This window comes from Mycobacterium sp. shizuoka-1, assembly GCF_002723835.1.
Lineage (GTDB): Bacteria > Actinomycetota > Actinomycetes > Mycobacteriales > Mycobacteriaceae > Mycobacterium.
This window is the reverse complement of sequence record NZ_BEWG01000082.1, coordinates 94,962-115,966: the sequence shown is the minus strand read 5'-3', so window position 1 is coordinate 115,966 and position 21,005 is coordinate 94,962. Positions and strand designations below refer to the sequence as shown.

Genomic DNA, 21,005 nt, shown 5'->3' with positions numbered 1-21,005 from the left:
CGCGGGGACCGCGTGAGCCTGAGGAGCGCCCAGTGACCGATTCGCAGTCGCCCGTTCGGACGTATGTGCTCGACACCTCAGTCTTGCTCTCCGATCCGTGGGCGTGCACCCGGTTCGCCGAACACGAAGTGGTGGTACCGCTCGTGGTCATCAGTGAACTGGAAGCCAAGCGCCACCACCACGAGCTGGGCTGGTTCGCCCGGCAGGCGCTGCGATTGTTCGACGACCTTCGTCTGGAACACGGTCGATTGGATCAGCCGATTCCCATTGGGACAGAGGGCGGCACGCTCAATGTCGAACTCAACCACAGCGACCAGTCGGTACTGCCGTCCGGTTTCCGCACAGAGAACAACGACACCCGGATCTTGACCGTGGCCGCCAATCTGGCCGCCGAGGGCAAGCGAGTCACGTTGGTCAGCAAGGACATTCCGCTTCGCGTGAAGGCGGGTGCGGTGGGCCTGCTGGCCGACGAATACCACGCACAGGACGTGATCACCTCCGGCTGGACCGGGATGACCGAGCTCGACGTCACGGGCGAGGACGTCGACACGATCTTCGCCGAGGGTGAGATCGACCTGGCCGACGCCCGTAATCTGCCGTGCCATACCGGAGTTCGGTTGCTCGGTGCCGGTTCCAGTGCGCTGGGCCGGGTGAACGCGGACAAGAAGGTCCAGCTGGTGCGTGGTGACCGCGAAGTGTTCGGCCTCCGGGGAAGGTCAGCCGAACAACGCGTCGCCCTCGATCTGCTGCTGGACGAATCGGTCGGCATCGTCAGCCTGGGCGGCAAGGCCGGCACCGGCAAGTCGGCGCTGGCGCTGTGCGCGGGTCTGGAGGCGGTGCTCGAGCGGCGCACGCAACGCAAGGTCGTCGTGTTCCGCCCGCTGTACGCCGTCGGCGGACAGGATCTCGGCTACCTGCCGGGCAGCGAGAGCGACAAGATGGGCCCGTGGGCGCAGGCCGTCTTCGACACCCTCGAAGGGCTGGCTTCGCCGGCCGTGCTGGAGGAGGTGCTCTCCCGCGGGATGCTGGAGGTGCTGCCGCTGACCCACATCCGCGGCCGCTCGCTGCACGATTCGTTCGTGATCGTCGACGAGGCACAGTCGCTGGAGCGCAATGTGCTGCTGACCGTGCTCTCCCGGCTGGGCAGCGGGTCGCGGGTGGTGCTCACCCACGATGTCGCCCAGCGCGACAACCTGCGGGTCGGCCGCCACGACGGCGTGGCCGCGGTGATCGAGAAGCTCAAGGGGCACCCGCTGTTCGCGCACATCACGCTGATGCGCAGTGAACGCTCGCCGATCGCCGCCCTGGTCACCGAGATGCTCGAGGAGATCAGTCCCGGCGCGCTGCCGTGACGCGGTTGTCGAGGATGACCTTGCCGACGGTTTGTCCGGACTCCAGCAGCCGGTGAGCTCGGGCGGCGTCGGGCAGTGGCACCACGGTGTCCACGACGGCACGGATGGCTCCGCTGTCGAACAGGGGAAACACGTCGCGGATGACTCCTGCGACGATGGCAGCCTTCTGCTCGGCTGGGCGGCCCCGCAACATGGTGGCGGTGACGCTGGCGCGCTTGGCCATGAGCGCACCGAGGTCTAGCAGGGTCGGCTCGGTGGAGCCGCCGATGATGACCAGGTGTCCATCCGGCGCGAGGCACTCCAGGTTGCGCGCCAGATAGTCCGAGCCCACCACGTCGAGGATGGCGTCGACGCCGCGACCGCCGGTGGCGGCCAGGGTGGCAGCCACGAAATCCTCACGGCGGTAGTTGATCGCGTCCTGCGCGCCCAGGTCGCGCCCGGCCTGCACCTTGGCGTCGCTGCCGGCGGTGGTGATGACGTGCGCACCGATGGCGCGGGCCCACTGGATGGCGAAGCTTCCGATGCCGCCGCCGGCGCCGTGAACGAGCACGCTCTGCCCACCGGTGAGGCCGGCGACCATCGCGAGGTTGGAGTACACCGTGGCGGCCACCTCGGGGACCGCGGCAGCTTCGAGGAGGTCCAGCCCGGGCGGGATCGGCATGACCTGGGTGGCGCGCACCGCAACCTGGTCGGCGTAGCCGCCGCCGTCGAGCAGAGCGCACACCCGGTCACCGGGTGACCATGCGGTGACCGCATGCCCCGCGGCGAGGATGGTGCCCGCGCACTCGAGTCCCAGCGGACGGGGCGCGCCCGGTGGCACCGGGTAGCGGCCGCGTCGCTGGAGCAGGTCGGCGTTGTTGATCCCGGCTGCCTCGACGGCGATCGTCACCTGGTCGGCGTCGGGATGGATGGGCGCCACCGGGCGCCACTGCAGGACATCTGGCTCGCCGGGGTGATCGAACAACACTGCGGACGGCATGACGACTCCTCGACGGTGGAAGGGGCTAAGCGGCGGCGCTGGCGGCCCGTTGCGCAGCCCAGCGGGCGATGCTCTGGGCATACAGCGGTGTCTCCACTCGGCAATGCCGTCCCGACGCGTCTTGACGGGCCTCGGCCGCCTCGGCGAAGGTCTGGCCGTGCTGGGCGATGAAGTCCAGGAAGTGCTCGGTGGGGTGCGACGTCACCGTGTTGGTGTAGCGGCAGTGGTCACCGGCGAGTTGTTCCATCCGCAGTTCCCAGATGACCTGTGTGCTGGTCCATCCGAGTGGGGTCAGGACGTCGGACAGCGACACCATGCGGCAGTAGTGCGGCGCGGCGATGTCGAAGCGGTACTGCTGCACCACCAAGCCGGATCCGATCATCTCCACGTTGATCGACATCGGCGTGCCGTCGTCGTCGACGGTGTAGCCGGCGGCCTTGTGGTCGCCGGGTGCGCATCGTTGATATTCGTGTGTGGGAAGGGTTTTCAGCCATTGGGCGATATCGACGTGATCGAACGGCGCCTGCACCTCGGCGGTGATCGCCGCATGCGACAGGATGAGATCTTCGCGGACCGTTGAGGTCATGAGCTACTCCGTTTCACCAGGGGTTGGTGCGGTCAACACTGCCCGCCGTGGCGCCGGGGCACCACGCTGCTAGCCGCACAATCGGCGGTAGTGCTAGCCCCCAGCGGCGCCGGTGTCAGGGACCAGGCAGCTTGGCCCGGTAAAATCGGTCGCGTGCCGCGCCGTCCCGACAATCTGTCCTGGTCCTATCTGCGGACCGTGATCGGTGTGGTCGCGGGCGTGGCGGTGGTCGTCGTCGGCGGCTTCACCGGCCACGTCAAGGTGGCCAAGGCCGACGCCGTGGACTGTTCGGTGGTCAAGTGTGTGGCGCTGACCTTCGATGACGGGCCGACGCCCTACACCGACCGGCTGCTGGGCATCCTCAACGACGCCGGCGCGAAGGCGACGTTCTTCGAGATCGGCAACAAGGTGGCGGCCAACCCGGCCGGCGCCAAGCGGGTGGTCGACGCCGGCATGGAGCTGGGCAGCCACACCTGGGAACACCCGAACATGACGACGATCCCGCCCGAGGACGTGCCGGCCCAGTTCAGCAAGGCCAACGACGCGATCAAGGCCGCCACCGGGCAGACGCCGACACTGTGGCGGCCGGCGGGCGGGCTGACCAACGACGCCGTCAACAAGGTCGCCGCCCAGTACGGGCTGGCCGCGATCCTGTGGGACGTGATCCCGTTCGACTGGATGAACGACTCCAACACCGCCGCGACCCGCTACATGCTGATGAGCCAGATCAAGCCCAACTCGGTGGTGCTGTTCCACGACACCTACTCGTCCACCGTGGACCTCGTCGAGCAGTTCATCCCGGTGTTGAAGGCCAACGGCTATCACCTGGTGACGGTGAGCCAGATGCTGGGGCCGCGCGCGCCGGGCAGCGTGTACGGTTCGCGCGACAACGGTCCGCCGGTGAACGAGTTGCAGGACATCCCGGCCGCCGACATCCCGACGCTGCCGGCCACGCCGTCGCCCAAGCCGATGCCGAACATTCCGATCACCGACATCCCCGGCGCCAATTCCGGCGGTTCCAACAACGGTGCTTAGGGCCGGCGACTAGTTGCATACCGCCACCTCTTTCGTCCTGACGCTGTTGGTTCTGGGCTATGCCGTGGTGTCGGGTCTGGTCAACCGGTGGTATGTCGCGCCGGCGCTGATCTTCGTCGGGCTGGGAATGGCTCTGGGGCCGTTCGGGTTCAACCTGCTCGACGCCGGGCCCGGCACGCAGGGCTACACGGTGCTCGCACAGTTGGCGTTGACGGTCATCCTGTTCAATCAGGCGGCCAAGCTGGATCCCGGCAGGGTGTTGCGGCGCGGACATGTCACGTTCCGGCTTCTGGTGGTCGGTATCCCGCTGACCCTGATCCTGGGGAGTCTGACCGCTGCGCTGCTGCTGCCGGTGCTGCCCTGGTGGGAGGCAGTGTGCCTGGCCGCGATCGTGGCACCCACCGAGGCAGCACTGATCGATGCGCTACTGGAGGATCACCGGATCCCCGAGCGGGTGCGCAACGCCCTGTCGGTGGAGAGCGGCTTCTACGACGGGTTCGCGCTGGCCGTGCTGCTGGCGGCGATGGCGCTGGCGTCGGCGCACACGGATTCGCGGCCCCGGAACTGGATGTGGTTCGTCGTGCGCACCGAGTTGCTGTCGCTGGCGATCGGCGCGGCGATCGGCCTGCTCGGCGCCGGAGTCATCGCGTGGTCGCGACGTCGCGACTGGATGAGCGACACCTGGGCGCAGCTGGCCACCGTCGCCGTCGCGCTGATCTGCTTCGAATTGGGTGAACGCGTGCATGCCAGCGGATTCGTCGCAGCGTTCACCGGCGGACTGGCGTTCGCGGTGGTGGCACGCCGGACGAACACCCAAGTGTCGGGACAGGTTTCGGATGCCACCGGGCAGCTGCTGGAGTTGACGGTGTTCGCGATGTTCGGTGCGTTCGCGGTGATCGACGCCTGGCAGCATGTCACGTGGCAGATCGTGGTGTTCTGTGTCGCGGCCCTGTTCGGGGTGCGTCTGGTCGCGGTGCTGATCGCTTTGATCCGTACCGATTTGCCGGGCTACAGCCGGGTGTTCATCGGCTGGTTCGGGCCGCGCGGTATCGGCACGGTGGTACTGGGTCTGTTGGTGATCGACCGCGGCGATATGCAGCATGCCGGCCTGTTGGCACAGGCCGGCATCATCGCGGTGACGTTGAGCCTGGTGCTGCACAGCCTCACCGCGCCGCTGGGCATCCGCCGCTACGAAGCGGACGCCCAGCGCGCGTGAGAACTAGTCGCCGTCTTTGACCTTCGCCATCGCCAGCACGTCGAGGCGCTTGTCGAGCTCGGCTTCAGAGAGCTTGTCGCCGATCAGCCCGCGGTCGATGACCGTCTGCCGGATCGTCTTCTTCTCCGCCAACGCCTGCTTGGCCACCTTGGCGGCCTCCTCGTAGCCGATCGCCGAGTTCAGCGGTGTCACGATCGACGGGGACGACTCGGCCAGCTCGCGCAGGTGGGCCTCGTGGGCCACAAGGCCGTCAATGCACTTGGTGGCAAACAACTTCGACACGTTGGCCAGCAGGGTGAAGGACTCCAGCAGGTTGCGCGCCATCATCGGGATGTACACGTTCAGCTCGAACGCGCCCGACAGCCCGCCGACGGTGATGGCGGCGTCGTTGCCGATGACCTGGGCGGCCACCTGGGTGACGGCCTCGGGCAGCACGGGGTTGACCTTGCCGGGCATGATCGAGCTACCCGGCTGCAGGTCGGGCAGCGCGATCTCGCCAAGACCGGTCAGCGGGCCCGAGCCCATCCACCGGATGTCGTTGGCGATCTTGGTCAACGACGCCGCGATGGTCTTCAATGCGCCGGAGGCCTCGACCAGCCCGTCGCGGGCGGCCTGCGCTTCGAAAGAGTCCTTGGCCGTGCTCAATTCGGCCAGGCCGGTCTGCGCGACGAGCACCTCGACAACCTTGGCGCCGAAGCCCTCGGGGGCGTTGAGTCCGGTGCCGACGGCGGTGCCGCCGATGGCCAGCTCGCCGAGGCGGGGCAGCGTGGCCTTCACTCGTTCGATACCGGCCTCGATTTGGCGGGCATAGCCGCCGAACTCCTGGCCGAGGGTCACCGGCACGGCGTCCATCAGGTGGGTGCGGCCGGACTTGACGACCGTGCGCCACTGGCGGGCCTTGCCGGCCAGCGACTCGTGCAACACCTCGAGGGCCGGGATCAGCTGGCGCACAGCGGCTTCGGTGGCCGCGATGTGGGTGGAGGTGGGGAACGTGTCGTTGGAGCTCTGCGACATGTTCACGTCGTCGTTGGGGTGCACCGTCACGCCATTGCGCGCGCAGATCGAGGCGATCACCTCGTTGGCGTTCATGTTGGAGCTGGTGCCCGAACCGGTCTGGAACACGTCGATCGGGAAGTGCTCGTCGTGCAGGCCGTCGGCGATTTCGCCGGCGGCGGCGATGATGGCGTCGGCCTTCTCGGCCGCCAGCAGCCCGAGGTCCTTGTTGACCTGTGCGCAGGCGCCCTTCAGCAGTGCCATGGCGCGGATCTGGTTGCGGTCCAGACCGCGGAACGAGATCGGGAAGTTCTCCACGGCCCGCTGGGTCTGGGCCCGCCACAGGGCCTTGGCCGGCACCCGGACCTCGCCCATGGTGTCGTGCTCGATGCGGTATTCGCCTTCGCCGGCTTTCTTTTCGACGGCACTGTCGGTCATCAATTGCCTTTCTTAGGGAAGCGGGTAGGCCGCGGACTTGTCCCCGGTGAAGTCCACCGCGGAGTATTCGTTGAGCTTGGACAGCCGGTGGTAGGCGTCGATCATCCGGACGGTGCCGGACTTGGATCGCATGACGATCGACTGGGTGGTGCAGCCGCCGCCGAAGTAGCGCACTCCCTTGAGCAGGTCGCCGTCGGTGACGCCGGTGGCGCAGAAGAACACGTTCTCGCCGGCGACGAGATCCTTGGTGGTCAGCACCCGGTCCAGGTCGTGGCCGCGGTCGATGGCCTTCTGGCGCTCGGCGTCGTCGGTGGGCGCCAGTTGCGCCTGGATCTCGCCGCCCATACAGCGGATGGCTGCCGCGGTGATGATGCCCTCGGGGGTGCCGCCGATTCCGGCCAGCAGATCGGTCCCGGATTCGGGCCGGCAGGCCGAGATGGCGCCGGCGACGTCGCCGTCGGAGATCAGCCGGATGCGAGCGCCGGCGTCGCGCACCTCGGCCATCAGCTTCGCGTGCCGCGGCCGGTCCAGGATGCAGACGGTGATGTCCGAGACCGAGGCCTTACGTACCTTGGCGATGCGCTGGATGTTGGCCGCGATCGGCGAGGTGATGTCGATGAAGTCGGCGACGTCGGGGCCGCCGGCGATCTTGTTCATGTAGAACACCGCCGACGGGTCGAACATCGCGCCGCGCTCGGCCACGGCCAGCACCGAGATGGCGTTGGGCATGCCCTTGCTCATCAGCGTGGTGCCGTCCACCGGGTCGACGGCGAAGTCGCAGTCCGGGCCGTCGCCGTTGCCGACCTCTTCGCCGTTGTAGAGCATCGGGGCGTTGTCCTTCTCGCCCTCGCCGATCACCACGACTCCACGCATGGACACCGAGTTGACCAGCTCGCGCATGGCGTCGACGGCCGCGCCGTCGCCGCCCTCCTTGTCGCCGCGGCCGACCCAGCGGCCGGCGGCCATGGCCCCCGCTTCGGTGACTCGAACCAGTTCGAGGGCGAGGTTGCGATCGGGCGCTTCACGGCGGCGGGCGTCTGGCATGGCTGAGATTGTCCCAGAAGCAGGTGAGCCGTCTAGACCTGGGATACTGGCCGACGTGACACTCCCCGCGCCCAAGGAGCCCAAGCCCCGGTTGCTCCAGGACGGTCGCGACATGTTCTGGTCGCTGGCCCCGCTGGTGGTGGCCTGCATCGTGCTGGCCGGGCTGGTCGGGATGTGCTCGGTTCGGCCCAGTTCGCCGCGTGACGGCACGCCGCCGCCGTATGACGCGCCCGCCGCGTTGAAGGCCGACGCCGAGACGCTGGGCATCCCGATTCGGCTGCCGCAGCTGCCGGCCGGCTGGCGGGCCAACTCCGGTGCTCGCGGCGGGATCGATGGCGGCCGGGTCGGGCCGGACGGACAGCGTCAGCGCGCCGTCACCTCGACCGTCGGCTATCTCGCCGCCTCCAAGATGTATGTCAGCCTCACCCAGAGCAATGCCGACGAGCAGGCCCTGGTCGGCTCCATCCATTCCTCGATGTATCCCACCGGTACGCAGGACGTCGACGGTGTCAGGTGGATCGTCTACGAGGGTGGCGAGGGCACCGAGCCGGTGTGGACCACCCGGCTGGACAGTGCCGCCGGACCGGCCCAGGTAGCCATCACCGGCGCGGGCAGCAATTCGGACTTCCGTACCCTTGCCGTTGGCACTCAGACCCAGAAACCCCTGCCGCCAGGCTGAACAGGAGACGTCGATGCCCGGACCCGAATCCCGTGCCGCCGGCCAGGCGGCTCCGGCCGCCGACCTCACCGGGTGGACCTGCGAGCCGTTTTCCGCGGCCGGTTTCACCCACGACGTGTATCGCAAGGGCGAGGGGCCCGGCGTGGTGCTGATCCCGGAGATGCCGGGCGTGCATCCCGGTGTGCTGGCGCTGGGAAACTACTTGGTGGACAACGGGTTCAGTGTGGTGATCCCGTCGCTGTACGGTACGCCCGGTGCCGCGGCGCAGCGGCCGGGGATGGTGCTGGATCTCGCGCGCGGGTGTGTGGCCAAGGAGTTCGCGGCGTTTGCGACCAACAAGGAGCGCCCGGTGTCGCATTACCTGCGGGCGCTGGCCCGTGACCTGAAGGCGAAGACCGGCGGCAAGGGCGTCGGGGTGATCGGGCAGTGCTTCTCCGGTGGGTTCGCGCTGGCGGCCGCCGTCGACGACAGCGTCTTGGCTCCGGTGCTCAGTCAGCCGTCGGTACCGATCGGGTTGACCGCCAAGCACAAGCGCGACCCCGGTTTGTCCGAGGGGGAGCTGAAGGTCATCGAGAAGCGGGCCGCCGAAGACGGATTGTGCGCGCTGGCATTGCGATTCAGCGGCGACCCGTTGGCGCCGGCCGAGCGGTTCAAGACGCTCAAGGACCGGCTGGGCGACGCGTTCGAAGTGATCGAGCTGGATTCGTCGAAGGGCAACAAGGACGGCTTCGGCCGGATGGCGCATTCGGTGCTCACCCTGGAGGTGCGCGAGGTCGAGAACCAGCCGGCCTATGAGGCCCGCAAGCGGGTGGTGCAGTTCCTCAAGGAACGCCTCACCTAGTCATTCGCGGCCACTCCCGGTCATTCGCGCTCCGCCGTCCGCAGCCCGTGCGCGGGTGTCCACCACTCGATGACGAGCAGTGTGGCCGCATCGTTGAGATGAGTGAGCACGACTTCGGTGATGTCGGCGCGGAACAGATCGCCGTCGGGTCCTTCGGTGATCTGCCCGGCCCGGATCGCCCGCCCGGCGATCTTGGCCTCACCCGGCCACTGCGCCTCGGCGCCCTCGACCGGGTCGACCGTCGCGCTGTGCAGCGCGAAGCGGGGATCGCGCAGCAGGTCGGCGCCCTTGCGGGCGTGCGGCATCGAGCCGAAGGTGAGCTCGCCGTCGGCGAAGGTGGCCTCGATGCCGGAGATCCGTGGTGCACCGTCGGCGCGCAGCGTGGCGATGGTCTTGTGTGTGTGGGCGTCGAACAGCGTCTGCACCCGCTGCGCGAATTCGGGCGCAGCCGACTGCACATCTCGCCAGCTTGTCACCCCCCGAGCGTAGTATCGAACGTATGTTCGGAACAAGTCGGCTGCACGACTATTTCGAGCCGTCCGACACGGCGGAGTCGCGGGCCCTGCTGACCAGCATCGGTGTGTCCGCCAGGGCGGAGAATCAGGCCGCCGCGCGGCGGCTGGCGGCGATCGCCGAGCTATTCGAACTGCGGCGTCGTGAACGTGGTGAACGCGCCGACTGGGCGGTCGACACGTGGGCCGCAGTAGGTGCGGAAGTATCTGCCGCGCTGCGGATCAGCCTCGCGAAGGCGGGCAGCTACCTGAACTATGGGTTGGCCATGACGTCGCTTCCCGCGGTGGCCGCGATCTTCGTCGCAGGCGAGATCGATGCGGAGATGTTCCAGACGGTCGTCTACCGCACCGGTCTCATCACCGACGACGTCGTGATGGCCGAGGTCGACCACCGACTGGCCGAGTTGGCGTCCCGGTGGCCGTCGATGACGCGCGGTCGACTGGCGGCCGAGATCGACCGCGTCGTGGCCAAGCATGACCCGGATGCGGTGCGCCGGGTCCGGGAGCGCGCCGCGGATCGCGAGATCGTCTTCGGGGACGACGATCGCGGCTGCACCGATGTGCTCGGCCGGCTGTTCTCCACCGACGCCGAGGCGTTGGACCGGCGACTCGATGCGATGGCCAAGACGGTGTGCGATGCCGATCCGCGCACCGTGGCGCAGCGGCGGGCCGACGCTCTCGGCGCACTCGCCGTCAACGCCGACCGGTTGGTCTGCCGCTGCGGTCAATCGGGTTGCGCCGCAACTCAGGCGCCGGCTCCCGGCGCGGTCGTCATCCACGTCGTCGCCGACGAAGCCACGGTTGCCGGGCGCGGTGACACCCCGGCATACCTGTTGGGCGCCAACACACTGATCCCCGCCGAGTTGCTCACCGAACTGGCCGCGCGCGCTCGCCTCAGCCCGCTGATTCATCCGGCCGATCTCCCGCCGGAAGTCGGCTACCGACCCTCGCGCGCGCTGTCCGATTTCGTCCGTTCACGGGATTTGACCTGCCGGGCGCCCGGCTGTGACCGGCCGGCCACCGAGTGCGATCTGGACCATACGATTCCGTACCCGACGGGTCTCACTCATGCCGGCAACCTCAAGTGCCTGTGCCGTCGCTGTCATTTGCTCAAGACGTTCTGGGGTTGGCGCGACAGGCAATTGGCCGACGGCACCGTGATCTGGTCCCTGCCTGGCGGTCAGATCTACGTCACCACGCCGGGCAGCGCCCGTTTGTTCCCGAGCTTGATGGTTCCGACCCCGGCGCCGAGCGGACGGCCGGCAGTCGAGCGGTCCGGCGATCGCACCGTCCTGATGCCTCGGCGCAAGACGACGCGGGCGCAGAACCGGGCGCGATCCGTCGCCACCGAGCGAGGGCGTAATCGCGCGACCCGAAGAGCCCGCCATGGCGCCCTGTTCGGCCCCGCGCCGCCGGCGGAGGGCGACGACGATCCGCCGCCGTTTTAGGTTAGGAAAACCTGTCCATATCGCACGCGTCAATATACGATGCCGCGTGTGACCTCCACCACACCCGTAGAGCCGGAGAGTCCTCCGCCCCCGGTCGATGCGGGAAAGGGCAGCATGCCGGCGTCGCGGCGCAGGCTCGCCATCCTCGCCGGCGGCGCGATTATGGCGCTCGTCTACGTCGTGACTTTGTTCGGCTACTGGTGGCTGTCCGGTTCCGCCAAGGAGCTCGAAGCGTCCAACGAGGGCAATGGATCCGAGACGGTCGTGCTGATCACGCTGCAGTCGCTGCGCACGGTCGACTACAAGGTGGACGCGAAAGTGCTTGTCGTCCCGGCTGATTCGCTGGTCGATGACAATCTGGACGTGCTCAAGGAGGATATCGCGGTGCGCCTGCACCCGTGGAACTCCCTGGGCGATCTGAAGTTTCCCGCCGGGGCGGCACCGGCTGAGGTGACCACCACCATCGACGTCAACGGCGACGTGAACACCTGGCCGTTCGACACCTACCAGACCGAGGGGATCAGCGCCGACCTGCTGATCGGTGAGGGTGACGACCGCAAGATCGTTCCGGCCAAGGTCGAGATCGCCGGCGCGCTGCAGGGCTGGGACCTGTCCAGCGAGCAGGTTGCCCCGGCACCGGCCGCCAAGGGCGACGGTGACGCCACCCAGGTGACGTTCAGCCGTGCACTCGGCCCGCTGGCTTTCGACCTCGGCATCGTCGTCGTTCTGATCACGCTCCCGACCATCGCGATCTTCACCTCCGTGCTGGTGATCACCCGGCGCAAGCAGTTCCAGATGCCGTTCGCGACCTGGTATGCCGCGATGCTGTTCGCGATCGTGCCGCTGCGCAACATCTTGCCCGGGGCGCCGCCGCCGGGTGCGTGGATCGACGTGGCACTGGTGTTGTGGGTGATCGTCGCGCTGGTGACCGCGATGGTGATGGTGGTCATCTCCTGGTATCGCCAGGTCGACTAGTCCGGATCAATCCTGGGCCGGTTCGCCGTCCTTGCCGCGGCGCGCAAACATCCGGCGGCGTTTCTCGGGCGGTTCGTGCGAGGTCATCTCCACGCCCTTGTAGACGGCCAGGTACACCGAGATCGTGGTGACGATGATGATCATCAGCACCGGCCCGAGCACGATGCCCCAGAAGCCGAACATCGCGATGCCGGAGAACACCGCCAGCAGCATCAGCGCCGGGTCCAGTCGCGCCTCGCGCGGTACCAGGATGGGCCGCAAGAAGTTGTCGACATTGGTGACGCCGATGATGTGGAACAGCACCACGAACAGGCCGCCGCCGATGTTGCCGAAGAACATCATCCCGATGCCGAACGGAATGGTGACGATGCCGCTGCCCAGCGGGATGACCGACAGCGCGGTCAGGAAGATCGCGAAGATGAAGAACCCTTGGTGGAAGCCGCCGATGTAGATCGACGCTGCACCCAGCAGACCCTGAACCAGCGCGATGATGAACTGGCCCTTGACGGTTCCCTTCACCATGGCGCCCATTTTCGCCAGGTAGAGGTCGGTGACGTCCTCACCCAGCGGATTGAGCCTGCGGATCAGCAGCAGCAACTTTTCGGAGTTGGTCAGCAGCGAAACCAGCACGTACAGAAAGATGATCGCCGACGTGACCACCCCGATCACGCCGCCGGCGGCGCCCTGCAGCGTGTGCAGCAGCCAGCGCCCGAGGTTTTGCGACACGCTGATCATCGTCTCCCGCAGCGATTCCGCGCTGACGGAGAAGTGACCGAACGGCAGCTTGTCCAGCGCCCGGTTGGTATACGACAGCGCCTGGTCGCCGACGGTGGACATGTCGGCGGTCTGCACCCAGTCCGCCACATGCACCACCATGTGCGAAATCTGAAGCACCGCAAGCGTCACCAGCGCACCGACCGGGATGATGACGGTGGCCAGCGCGGCCAGCACGGTCAGTGTCGCCGACAGCCCCGAGCCGAACCGGCGCCGGCATCTTTCGTACAGCGGGGTGAACAGGTAGGCGACGATCGCGGCGATCACCACCAGGATGAAGTAGTGCCGCAGGAAGTACGCCCCCAACACCAGCGCGAGCACGGTGACGACAGCCAGTGCCCGCTTCTGGGTGAGGGTGAATTCGGTGTTCACCGACGCTACTGATTCATCAGCCGGGTCAGGTGCTCGTGGATGTTGGGGTAGCGCTTCAGGTGTGCGCCGCCGTTGAGATCGAGGATCTCGCCGGTGAGCCACGACGACTGCGGTGAACACAGGAAGGCCACCGCGTCCGCGATGTCCTGCGGGGTTCCCGGCCGGCCCAGCGCGGTGTTCTCGACGTATTCATCGACGACACCGGGAACCGCCGCAGCGCCCTCGGTCAACGGCGTGTGCACGAAGCCCGGCGCGACCGCGTTGACCCGGATACCGCGGGGGCCCAACTCCAGTGCGGCCACCTGCGTCAGCATCGACAGGCCCGCCTTGGCCGCGCAGTAGGCGCTCATCCCGACCGCGGGCTGGCGGGCGTTCAGCGAGGTCAGCGACACCAGGGCGCCGCCGTCGCCGAGATGACGGCCGGCATGTTTCATCACCAGGAATGCGCCGTTGAGGCACACGTCGACCACCGAGCGGAACTGTTCGGCGTCCAGGTCGGTGATCAGGCCGAAACCACTGAACCCGGCGCAGTTCACCACCACGTGCAGGCCGCCCTCGCGGGCGACCACACCGTCGAAAAGTGCCGCCACCGTGTCCTCGTCGGTGACCTCCACCGCGGCCCAGGTGTGCGGTGCGCCCAACTCGGCGGCCCGCTGTCGGGCCAGATCGGTGTTGCGGTCGGCGATCGTCACCCGGGCGCCTTGGGCCGCCAGGGTTTGGGCGCTCGCCCAACCGATTCCGGAGGCACCCCCGATGATGACTGCGATCCGTTGGCTCATGACACCTTCCCGTCGTCTTCCGGAGCACCCCACTTGCGTCGCACCGCCTCCCACGGGTTGCCGTACCCGGGCGGCTGCCCGTAGTACGGCGACTGCCGTTTGAGGAACTCCCGGGCCACCGGTGCGATCAAGCGGAAGGCGTAGCGCTTCCAGCCCACCTTGTCGGCGGTCTCGGCCAGCATCTCCGGCCAGGAGTGGTGCTGGTGTTTGAGCAGCTGCTGGGCGGTGGCCGAATCCATCCAGTCGGTGGCGAACCAGCCCCCGTCATCGTTCGGGTCGCCCTTGCGTCCGGTGGGCAGCGCCCCGACCAGTCCCATCGCCGCCGCCGTCGACTGGCCGATGTCGCCTTGGCGGAGCCGGTGGCTGTCGTCGCCGCCGATGAGCAGGGTCTGGCCCAGCACGTCGGCGGTGGTGGCGGCGGCGAACGCGAACCCCACATCGCGGACGTCGACGGTCTGCAGGCGCCCGTCGGTGGGCAGCACGCCTTCGAAGAAGATCAGGTTGGGATCCATGCCCAGGTTCGGTTCGGTGCTCAGCACGCCGCCCAGGCGCAGGATCACCCAGTCCAGCGACGACCCTCGGACGATCGCCTCGGCCTCGACTTTGTGCTTGCCGTAGTTGTCGTAGGGATTGACCGGGGTCTGTGCGGTCAGGACCTCGCTGATGCGGTGCGGGTTGCGCGGCCCGTACACCGCGATGCTGGACGCCAGCACCAGCCGCGGTGGTTTGTCCTGGGCCTCAGCGGCTTTCACCAGGTTGGCGGTCGCGCCCACATTGACCTGGTAGGCCAGCCGGGGCTTGGCGTAGCACAGCGGCGGGATCACCGCGGCGAGGTGGATGACGGCGGCGGGGGAGACCTCGGCCAGTAGCGTGGCCACCTCGGCCGCGTCGGTGAGATCCGCCCAGTGGACAGCCACTCCGGCGGGCAGGTTGGCGGCGGCCTTGCGGGTCGCCTCGGTGCCGAGGTCGGTGGCGACCACGTGGCGGCCGGCAGCCGCCAACTGCTTGACCGTCGCGCTTCCCACCAACCCGAACGCGCCGGTCACCAGCACAGCATCGGACATCGAGCTCCCTTCCCCAGACGCGTTCTAGTGAAGCATGGGAGCGCGCGCCATTGGCCGCTGACGCCGTCGTTACCCTCGAACCATGCGAAGCCGAAGCGGGCCGGTCGTCGTGTTCCTGGCCGCGGCGCTCGCGGGCTGCGCAGGCCACCACGCCGCTGCGCCCGCCCCGAGTGCCCCGCAGGGCGCGGTGATGCTCAACAACGTGTCCGTCGACGCCGTCATGGACGGCATCGCCAAGGCGAACCTGCCCGCGCTCAACGCCCACGACGTCACGGCGGCGACCTGTCCGGAGGCGGGCTGTCTGCAGGCGACCGCCACCGATACGGTGACGATCCTGAAATTCCCGAGTACCGGACGGGCCGAGCTCTACGCGGCCGCGGTGCCGGACATGTTGCAGGTCGAGGACTTCGTGATGGTGTTCGCCCCGACGCTGACCATTGAGCAGAAGGCCGCCTACGGTCAGGTGGTCACGAACGCGATGCGCTAGCTAGCCCTTCATCTCGGCGTAGAGCTCGGTGTAGTAGCCCAGGCAGTGCTCCAGCGCCTCGTCGGTGGTGTACAGCGGCTGATAGCCCAGATCGCGGCGAGCCTTGTCGATCGAGAAGTAGTTGTCGATCGACACCCGTTCCACCGCAAGGGGTTCCAGCGGCGGCTGGGGCAGTCCGAACTTGAAGTGCAGCCACTGCCAGCCGGTCAGCACGGCGTGGACCAAGCCGCCCGGTATCCAGAACGTCGGCCATTTCTCTCCGCAGGCCTCGACCACCGGTCGGGAGAAGTCGAACATGTTGATCGGCTCGCCGTCGTTGATGAAGTACGCCTGGCCCGGTGCGGTGCCGCCGGGCACCAAATGCTCTGCGGCCAGGATGAATCCGTGCACCAGGTTGTGCACGTAGGAGTTGTCGAGCTTGGCGTCCTTGTTGCCGACGAGCACCTTGACGTGGCCGGCGATCACCCGCTCGAACAGCTTGCGGAACATGGTCTGGTCGCCGCGGCCCCAGATGCCGCTGGGCCGGATCGAGCAGGTCAGCAATCCGTCGGTGCCGTTCTGGCTGAGCACGAACTTCTCGGCGACCACTTTGGTCTCGGTGTAAAGATCGTTGAAACGCGCTGTGTAGGGCATGGTTTCGTCGCCGTTGACGATCCGCTGGCCGCCCATCACCACGCTGTTGGACGCGGTGTAGACGAAGCGTTTGACCCCGGCGGCCTGCGCGGCGCGCACCAGGTTCTGGGTGCCGCCGACGTTGACGTCGAAGCTGCGTTTGCGGTACTCGTCGGTGACCGAGGCCCCGCCCATCAGGTCGATGATGGCCGCGGTGTGGAAGACGGTGTCGATGCCCTCGACCGCCGCGGCGACGGTGGCGGTGTCGCAGATGTCGCCCTGGAGCACCTCGAGTCGCTCGTGCGGGGGCAGCGACGACGCCGCCCGGTCGAAGGCGCGGACGAAGTGTCCGCGGGTCAGCAGTTCGCTCACCAGGTTGGCGCCGACGAACCCGGCGCCGCCGGTCACCAGGACGCGGCCCAGTTCGGTCGTCAGTGTGGCATCACCCATGGCCGGGAGGATAACTGAAACACGTTCCAGTTTTCTAATATCGCTGGTGAGCGGGCCGGTTCGGATCAGTCCTCGTCGTCCGCGCGCGCGGCCAGTGCATCCTCGATGCGCTTACGGGCCCCGGCTAAGTGCTCCTCGCACCGTCGTGCCAGTTCCTCGCCTCGTTCCCACAGCTTCAGCGACGAATCAAGATCGAGCCCGCCCTGCTCGAGGACCCGAACGACGTCGATCAGCTCGTCGCGGCACTCCTCGTAGCCGAGCTGACTAATGGGCTTCATCTCGTTTGGGTTTCTATCGCTTCCGCTCATGCGGCTCCATCCGTCGGCCCGGTACTGGTGGCACCGATCGCCCCGTCGCCCACCCGGATCCGCAGCCGGGTGCCCGACGGTGCGTCGGCGGTGGTGCGCAGAATGTCTCCGCTCGCCGTCTGCACCACGGCGTAGCCGCGGGCCAGCGTGGCCGCCGGGCCCAGGGTGGCCAGCCGGGCCGCCAGATGCCCGATCCGGTCGGTTTCGGCGGCGACCAGCCGGGTGACGTCGCGACGGACCGCGGCGCGGGCCCGTTCGATCTCTTCGGTGCGCTGGGTCAGCCCGCGCATCGGGTCGGCCAGCACCGGGCGGCTGCGCAGATGGGTCAGGGTGCGCTGCTCGCGGCCCACCCAGTTGCGCAGGGCCTGGGCGCTGCGGTGTCGCAGCTCGGCGACCAGGGCTCCTTCGGCGACGGCGTCGGGGACGACCTTCTTCGCCGCGTCGGTGGGGGTGGCCGCGCGCAGGTCGGCGACCAGATCGCACAGCGGGTTGTCCGGTTCGTGGCCGACCGCGCTGACCACCGGCGTGGTGCAGGCGGCGATCGCGCGGCACAGTGTCTCGTCGGAGAACGGCAGCAGATCCTCGACGCTGCCGCCGCCGCGCGCGATCACGATCACGTCGACCTCAGGGTCGGCGTCCAGCGCCGCCAGGGCTTCCACGATCTGGGCCACCGCGTTCACGCCCTGCACAGCGGTGTTGCGGATCGCGAAGCGCACTGCCGGCCAGCGGGCCGCGGCCACCGTCGTCACGTCGTGCTCGGCGGCGCTGGCCCGCCCGGTGATCAACCCGATCGTCGACGGCAGGAACGGCAGCGGGCGTTTGAGTCGCGGGTCGAACAGGCCCTCGGCCTCCAGCAGTTTGCGCAGGCGTTCGATGCGGGCCAGCAGCTCGCCGACCCCGACGGCGCGAATGTCGCTGACACGCAACGAAAACGAGCCTCGCACCGTGTAGAAGGTGGGCTTGCCGCACACCACCACCTGGGTGCCCTCGGTGAGTTTCACCGGTGCGGCGAGCACCAGATCACGCGGGCAGCTGATGTCCAGCGACATGTTGGCGGCGGGATCGCGCAGCACCATGAAGGCCGTCGAGCTGCGTACGGTGATCTGGGTCAGCTGACCCTCGACCCACACCGTGCCCAGCTTCTCGATCCAGCCGGCCACCCGGATGGCCACCGCGCGGACCGGATACGGGTTCTCCGCGGAGCTGCCCTGGGCGCTGGTCACTTGGCGGACGCGCGGGTGATCCTGTTGGCCAGCAGAGTCTGGAACGGGGCACGGGCCTTGGAGGCTTCCTCGTAGGCCAGCAGCGCCTCGAGATCGGCGACGCTCAGCGACTGCAGCCGGGCGCGCAGCTGGGCCAGCGTCAGCGACTCGTAGTCGAGCTCCTCGACGATCTCCGGCGCGCTCGACGGGGCCGGCGGCGCGGTCTTGGTCTCCGACTTCGTCTCGACCCCGTCGGTCACCGTGTAGAGCGCGAAGCGGCCCTCGGTGCGGCGCTCGCCGTCCGGTGCCGGGGCGTCGGCGTCCTCCCCGGGGAAGTCCTCGTCGAAGGTCGCCCACTCAGGCTGCTCGTCCTTGGGCGGGAAGATGTTCTCCAGCGCGGTGTCGCCCTTGATCACCAGGTCAGCCAGGTCCTGCTGCACCTTCATCACGATGTGCGCGACGGTGCTGGCCATCGTCATCGGGTACATCAGGATGGTCTGGGGCAGCTTCCGGGTTTCCTCGATGGCCGTCACGGCAGCGCCGACCAGCAGACGAACCCCATATGGTGCAGTTGCCATGGCCCACAGCCTACGGCTGGCCCGGTCAGGTTGCGGGAACGTACCCTGGAAAGCATGCCGCCTTCCGTCAACATGGGGATCCCCGGTGCGTCGAGCTCGGCGGCCGATCGGGTGACCGGCAAGCGGGTGTTGCTGGCCGAGCCGCGCGGCTACTGCGCCGGCGTGGACCGCGCGGTCGAGACCGTCGAACGGGCGCTGGAGAAGCACGGTGCGCCGGTGTACGTGCGCCACGAGATCGTGCACAACCGCTACGTGGTGGAAACCCTGGCCAAGGCCGGGGCGGTGTTCGTCGAGCAGACCGACGAGGTGCCCGAGGGCGCCATCGTGGTGTTCTCCGCGCACGGGGTCGCGCCGACCGTCCACGAGGAGGCGGCCGCGCGCAATCTGAAGACCATCGACGCCACCTGCCCGCTGGTCACCAAGGTGCACAACGAGGCCAAACGATTCGCCCGCGACGACTACGACATCCTGCTGGTCGGCCACGAAGGCCACGAGGAGGTCGTCGGCACCGCCGGGGAAGCGCCCGATCACGTCCAGGTCGTCGACAACCCCGACGCCGTCGACAAGGTCACCGTGCGCGACCCCGACAAGGTGATCTGGCTGTCGCAGACCACGCTGAGCGTCGACGAAACCATGGAGACGGTGCGGCGGCTGCGGGAGAAGTTCCCGACGCTGCAGGACCCGCCCAGCGATGACATCTGCTACGCCACCCAGAACCGCCAGGTCGCGGTCAAGGCGATGGCGCCCGAATGCGAGCTGGTGATCGTCGTCGGCTCACGGAACTCGTCGAACTCGGTACGGCTGGTCGAGGTGGCGCTGGGTGCCGGCGCGAACGCGGCCAAGCTGGTGGATTACGCCGAGGACATCGATCCGGCCTGGCTCGACGGCGTCACCACCGTCGGCGTGACGTCGGGGGCGTCGGTTCCCGAGGTGCTGGTGCGCGGCGTGCTGGATCGGCTGGCCGAACACGGCTACGGCACCGTGCAGACGGTGACCACCGCCAACGAGACGTTGGTGTTCGCGCTTCCGCGCGAGATCCGGCCGGCCCGCGCCTAGCGCGGCTCAGCGCTCGGGGCGCCAGGATTCGGCGTCGAGATCACGGGACCGGCGCGGCCGGGGCGCCGAGCCCTGACCTTCCTCGCCCTCACCGCGGTACCGCACCCGCGACACCGGGTGGTGGGTGCTGCTATCCCCGTTGGCACGCCCGGGCGGCCGCTGCCGGGGTGGCGGCTCGTAGGGCGGATACGGCTCGTAGGACGGGTAGGGCTCGTAGGGCTCGAAGCGGCTGCTGCGTTGCGGCGGCGGCGCGTAGGGGTCGCGCCGGTCACGTGGCACCCGAGGTTCGCGGGGGTCCCGCGGTTCGCGGGGTTCGCGCCGGGACGACGACGGCGTGCGGGCGCTGGGGTCGCGCGGTTGGCGCCGGCGGCGCGGGATCTCGCCCGAGTCGGCGCCGGGGGCATCGGCGTCCGGTGCGGGACGCCGCCTGGACGACTGGCGGCGGGGACGGTCGGGCGCCTCGGTGATGTCCTCCAACGGTGGCCGGGCATGCCGGGAGCGCGTCGGCGCGGGCCGCTTGGCGGGCCGACCCGACCGGGGCCGGCGCTCCGCGCTGGCGGGGCGATCGATGCCGTGCCTGTTGCGGGGTGCGGCGTCGTCGTCCTCGACGTCGCCGCGCTGCAGGACCGAGGTGAGTTTGGCGGCCAGCCCGGCGAACAGGCTGGGGGCCGCGGTCCCGTCGTCGTCGGTGGGGGCGGCGACGACGGTGGATCGACTCGACATCGCGAAGTACCAGCGCACCAATCCGATGAGCAGCACACCGGCCGAGGTGAACAGCATCAGCGGGAAGCGCTCGATCAGCGGGTAGCCGAAGTTGATCAGGGTGTCCTTGATGCCGGTGAACGCGGCGCCGTGGAACAGGAAGTAGGCGCTGGGCACCGCGACGAACAGGATCAGCGGGGGCTGGATGACGGCAGTGAAGATGCTGGATTGCCGAACCGCGAGGACTGCGGCGACACATCCGACGGCATACAGCGCGGCGAAGACGTTGCCGAGCTCCTTGCTGCCCGAGCCGGCGTCGAATGCGAACCCAATTGTGGTGGCGATCACAGCAATCAGGACGGCAGCCCACCACGGCACGCCGGGGAGGTTCGGATGCGCCGAGCGATTCGGGGCCGCCACCGACGACCTGGCTCGCTGTGCTGACACACGTAGACCGTACCGGTTTCGGATGAATGTGGGCTGTCGGCCGCACCGGGGTGCGTCGCACCTCTCGTAGACTGTC

General features: G+C 68.4%; 22 protein-coding genes. 9 read left to right on the top strand and 13 right to left on the bottom strand.

Going from position 1 to position 21,005, the window contains the following annotated elements; translation table 11 throughout:
- Positions 1-32 precede the first annotated feature (32 nt).
- Complete coding sequence (locus tag MSZK_RS22835) at positions 33-1,352, top strand: PhoH family protein (protein ID WP_099250818.1); 1,320 nt, start codon at positions 33-35, stop codon at positions 1,350-1,352.
- Here MSZK_RS22835 and MSZK_RS22830 read toward each other — a convergent pair.
- Positions 1,330-2,331: an NAD(P)H-quinone oxidoreductase gene (locus tag MSZK_RS22830; protein WP_199203441.1), complete on the bottom strand. Its 1,002-nt coding sequence runs from the start codon at positions 2,329-2,331 to the stop codon at positions 1,330-1,332. The two genes, MSZK_RS22835 and MSZK_RS22830, sit on opposite strands and share 23 nt — an antisense overlap.
- A gap of 25 nt (positions 2,332-2,356) precedes the next feature.
- Positions 2,357-2,917 (bottom strand): hypothetical protein, encoded by a 561-nt coding sequence (locus MSZK_RS22825; protein ID WP_099250817.1) that lies wholly within the window; start codon positions 2,915-2,917, stop codon positions 2,357-2,359.
- A gap of 153 nt (positions 2,918-3,070) precedes the next feature.
- Between MSZK_RS22825 and MSZK_RS22820 the strand changes: the two genes are divergently transcribed.
- Together MSZK_RS22820 and MSZK_RS22815 are read left to right on the top strand one after the other, a co-directional pair.
- Entirely contained in the window at positions 3,071-3,952 is an 882-nt protein-coding gene (locus MSZK_RS22820; RefSeq protein ID WP_099250816.1) for a polysaccharide deacetylase family protein, read from the top strand.
- 13 nt (positions 3,953-3,965) lie between these two features.
- On the top strand, positions 3,966-5,168 hold the full coding sequence (locus tag MSZK_RS22815; RefSeq protein WP_099250815.1) for a sodium:proton antiporter: 1,203 nt from the start codon (positions 3,966-3,968) through the stop codon (positions 5,166-5,168).
- Between the two features lie 3 nt (positions 5,169-5,171).
- Here MSZK_RS22815 and MSZK_RS22810 read toward each other — a convergent pair whose 3' ends face one another.
- Complete coding sequence (locus MSZK_RS22810) at positions 5,172-6,599, bottom strand: class II fumarate hydratase (RefSeq protein ID WP_099250814.1); 1,428 nt, start codon at positions 6,597-6,599, stop codon at positions 5,172-5,174.
- A 12-nt stretch (positions 6,600-6,611) separates the two neighbouring features.
- Positions 6,612-7,643, bottom strand: a complete 1,032-nt coding sequence (gene glpX / locus MSZK_RS22805; RefSeq protein WP_099250813.1) for a class II fructose-bisphosphatase — start codon at positions 7,641-7,643, stop codon at positions 6,612-6,614.
- Between glpX and MSZK_RS22800 the strand changes: the two genes are divergently transcribed.
- Together MSZK_RS22800 and MSZK_RS22795 are read left to right on the top strand one after the other, a co-directional pair.
- Positions 7,642-8,322, top strand: a complete 681-nt coding sequence (locus MSZK_RS22800) for a DUF4245 domain-containing protein (RefSeq protein ID WP_099250812.1) — start codon at positions 7,642-7,644, stop codon at positions 8,320-8,322. The genes glpX and MSZK_RS22800 overlap by 2 nt on opposite strands.
- Positions 8,323-8,335: 13 nt before the next feature.
- Entirely contained in the window at positions 8,336-9,163 is an 828-nt protein-coding gene (locus MSZK_RS22795; RefSeq protein WP_099250811.1) for a dienelactone hydrolase family protein, read from the top strand.
- A gap of 20 nt (positions 9,164-9,183) precedes the next feature.
- Here MSZK_RS22795 and MSZK_RS22790 read toward each other — a convergent pair whose 3' ends face one another.
- Positions 9,184-9,639, bottom strand: coding sequence for a pyridoxamine 5'-phosphate oxidase family protein (locus tag MSZK_RS22790; RefSeq protein WP_099250810.1), 456 nt, complete (start codon positions 9,637-9,639; stop codon positions 9,184-9,186).
- Positions 9,640-9,662: 23 nt separating this feature from the next.
- Here MSZK_RS22790 and MSZK_RS22785 point away from each other — a divergent pair, with 23 nt between their 5' ends.
- Both MSZK_RS22785 and MSZK_RS22780 read left to right on the top strand, forming a co-directional pair.
- Positions 9,663-11,123 (top strand): HNH endonuclease signature motif containing protein, encoded by a 1,461-nt coding sequence (locus MSZK_RS22785; RefSeq protein WP_099250809.1) that lies wholly within the window; start codon positions 9,663-9,665, stop codon positions 11,121-11,123.
- Positions 11,124-11,162: 39 nt separating this feature from the next.
- Entirely contained in the window at positions 11,163-12,098 is a 936-nt protein-coding gene (locus tag MSZK_RS22780) for a DUF4436 domain-containing protein (protein ID WP_371411377.1), read from the top strand.
- Positions 12,099-12,104: 6 nt separating this feature from the next.
- Here MSZK_RS22780 and MSZK_RS22775 read toward each other — a convergent pair whose 3' ends face one another.
- Genes MSZK_RS22775 through MSZK_RS22765 form a run of 3 tightly spaced genes read right to left on the bottom strand, consistent with a single transcriptional unit; the run spans position 12,105 to position 15,087 of the window.
- Positions 12,105-13,244, bottom strand: coding sequence for an AI-2E family transporter (locus MSZK_RS22775; protein WP_099250808.1), 1,140 nt, complete (start codon positions 13,242-13,244; stop codon positions 12,105-12,107).
- A gap of 5 nt (positions 13,245-13,249) precedes the next feature.
- A complete protein-coding gene (locus tag MSZK_RS22770; RefSeq protein WP_099250807.1) occupies positions 13,250-14,023 on the bottom strand; it encodes an SDR family NAD(P)-dependent oxidoreductase in 774 nt (257 codons plus the stop codon).
- On the bottom strand, positions 14,020-15,087 hold the full coding sequence (locus MSZK_RS22765; RefSeq protein WP_099250806.1) for an NAD(P)-dependent oxidoreductase: 1,068 nt from the start codon (positions 15,085-15,087) through the stop codon (positions 14,020-14,022). Before MSZK_RS22765 ends, MSZK_RS22770 begins: the two co-directional genes overlap by 4 nt.
- A gap of 82 nt (positions 15,088-15,169) precedes the next feature.
- Between MSZK_RS22765 and MSZK_RS22760 the strand changes: the two genes are divergently transcribed.
- Positions 15,170-15,574 carry a hypothetical protein gene (locus tag MSZK_RS22760; RefSeq protein ID WP_099250805.1) on the top strand — a complete coding sequence of 135 codons (405 nt, stop codon included), beginning with the start codon at positions 15,170-15,172 and terminating at the stop codon, positions 15,572-15,574.
- Here the strand turns inward: MSZK_RS22760 and MSZK_RS22755 are convergent, their stop codons facing one another.
- Genes MSZK_RS22755 through MSZK_RS22740 form a run of 4 tightly spaced genes read right to left on the bottom strand, consistent with a single transcriptional unit; the run spans position 15,575 to position 18,724 of the window.
- Positions 15,575-16,648, bottom strand: a complete 1,074-nt coding sequence (locus MSZK_RS22755; RefSeq protein ID WP_199203442.1) for an NAD-dependent epimerase/dehydratase family protein — start codon at positions 16,646-16,648, stop codon at positions 15,575-15,577. It abuts the gene before it with no gap.
- Between the two features lie 53 nt (positions 16,649-16,701).
- Positions 16,702-16,944, bottom strand: coding sequence for an exodeoxyribonuclease VII small subunit (locus MSZK_RS22750; protein ID WP_199203439.1), 243 nt, complete (start codon positions 16,942-16,944; stop codon positions 16,702-16,704).
- The gene (gene xseA, locus MSZK_RS22745; protein ID WP_099250802.1) at positions 16,941-18,167 is read right to left on the bottom strand and encodes an exodeoxyribonuclease VII large subunit; all 1,227 of its coding nucleotides are present in this window, start codon (positions 18,165-18,167) and stop codon (positions 16,941-16,943) included. Before xseA ends, MSZK_RS22750 begins: the two co-directional genes overlap by 4 nt.
- A complete protein-coding gene (locus MSZK_RS22740) occupies positions 18,164-18,724 on the bottom strand; it encodes a lipid droplet-associated protein (protein WP_099250801.1) in 561 nt (186 codons plus the stop codon). The genes xseA and MSZK_RS22740 overlap by 4 nt, the downstream gene beginning before the upstream one ends.
- Before the next feature lie 54 nt (positions 18,725-18,778).
- Here MSZK_RS22740 and MSZK_RS22735 point away from each other — a divergent pair, with 54 nt between their 5' ends.
- Positions 18,779-19,780, top strand: a complete 1,002-nt coding sequence (locus MSZK_RS22735) for a 4-hydroxy-3-methylbut-2-enyl diphosphate reductase (protein WP_099250800.1) — start codon at positions 18,779-18,781, stop codon at positions 19,778-19,780.
- 6 nt (positions 19,781-19,786) lie between these two features.
- On the opposite strand, the gene MSZK_RS22730 is transcribed toward MSZK_RS22735, so the two are convergent.
- Positions 19,787-20,929 (bottom strand): DMT family transporter, encoded by a 1,143-nt coding sequence (locus MSZK_RS22730; protein ID WP_099250799.1) that lies wholly within the window; start codon positions 20,927-20,929, stop codon positions 19,787-19,789.
- Positions 20,930-21,005: the final 76 nt, after the last annotated feature.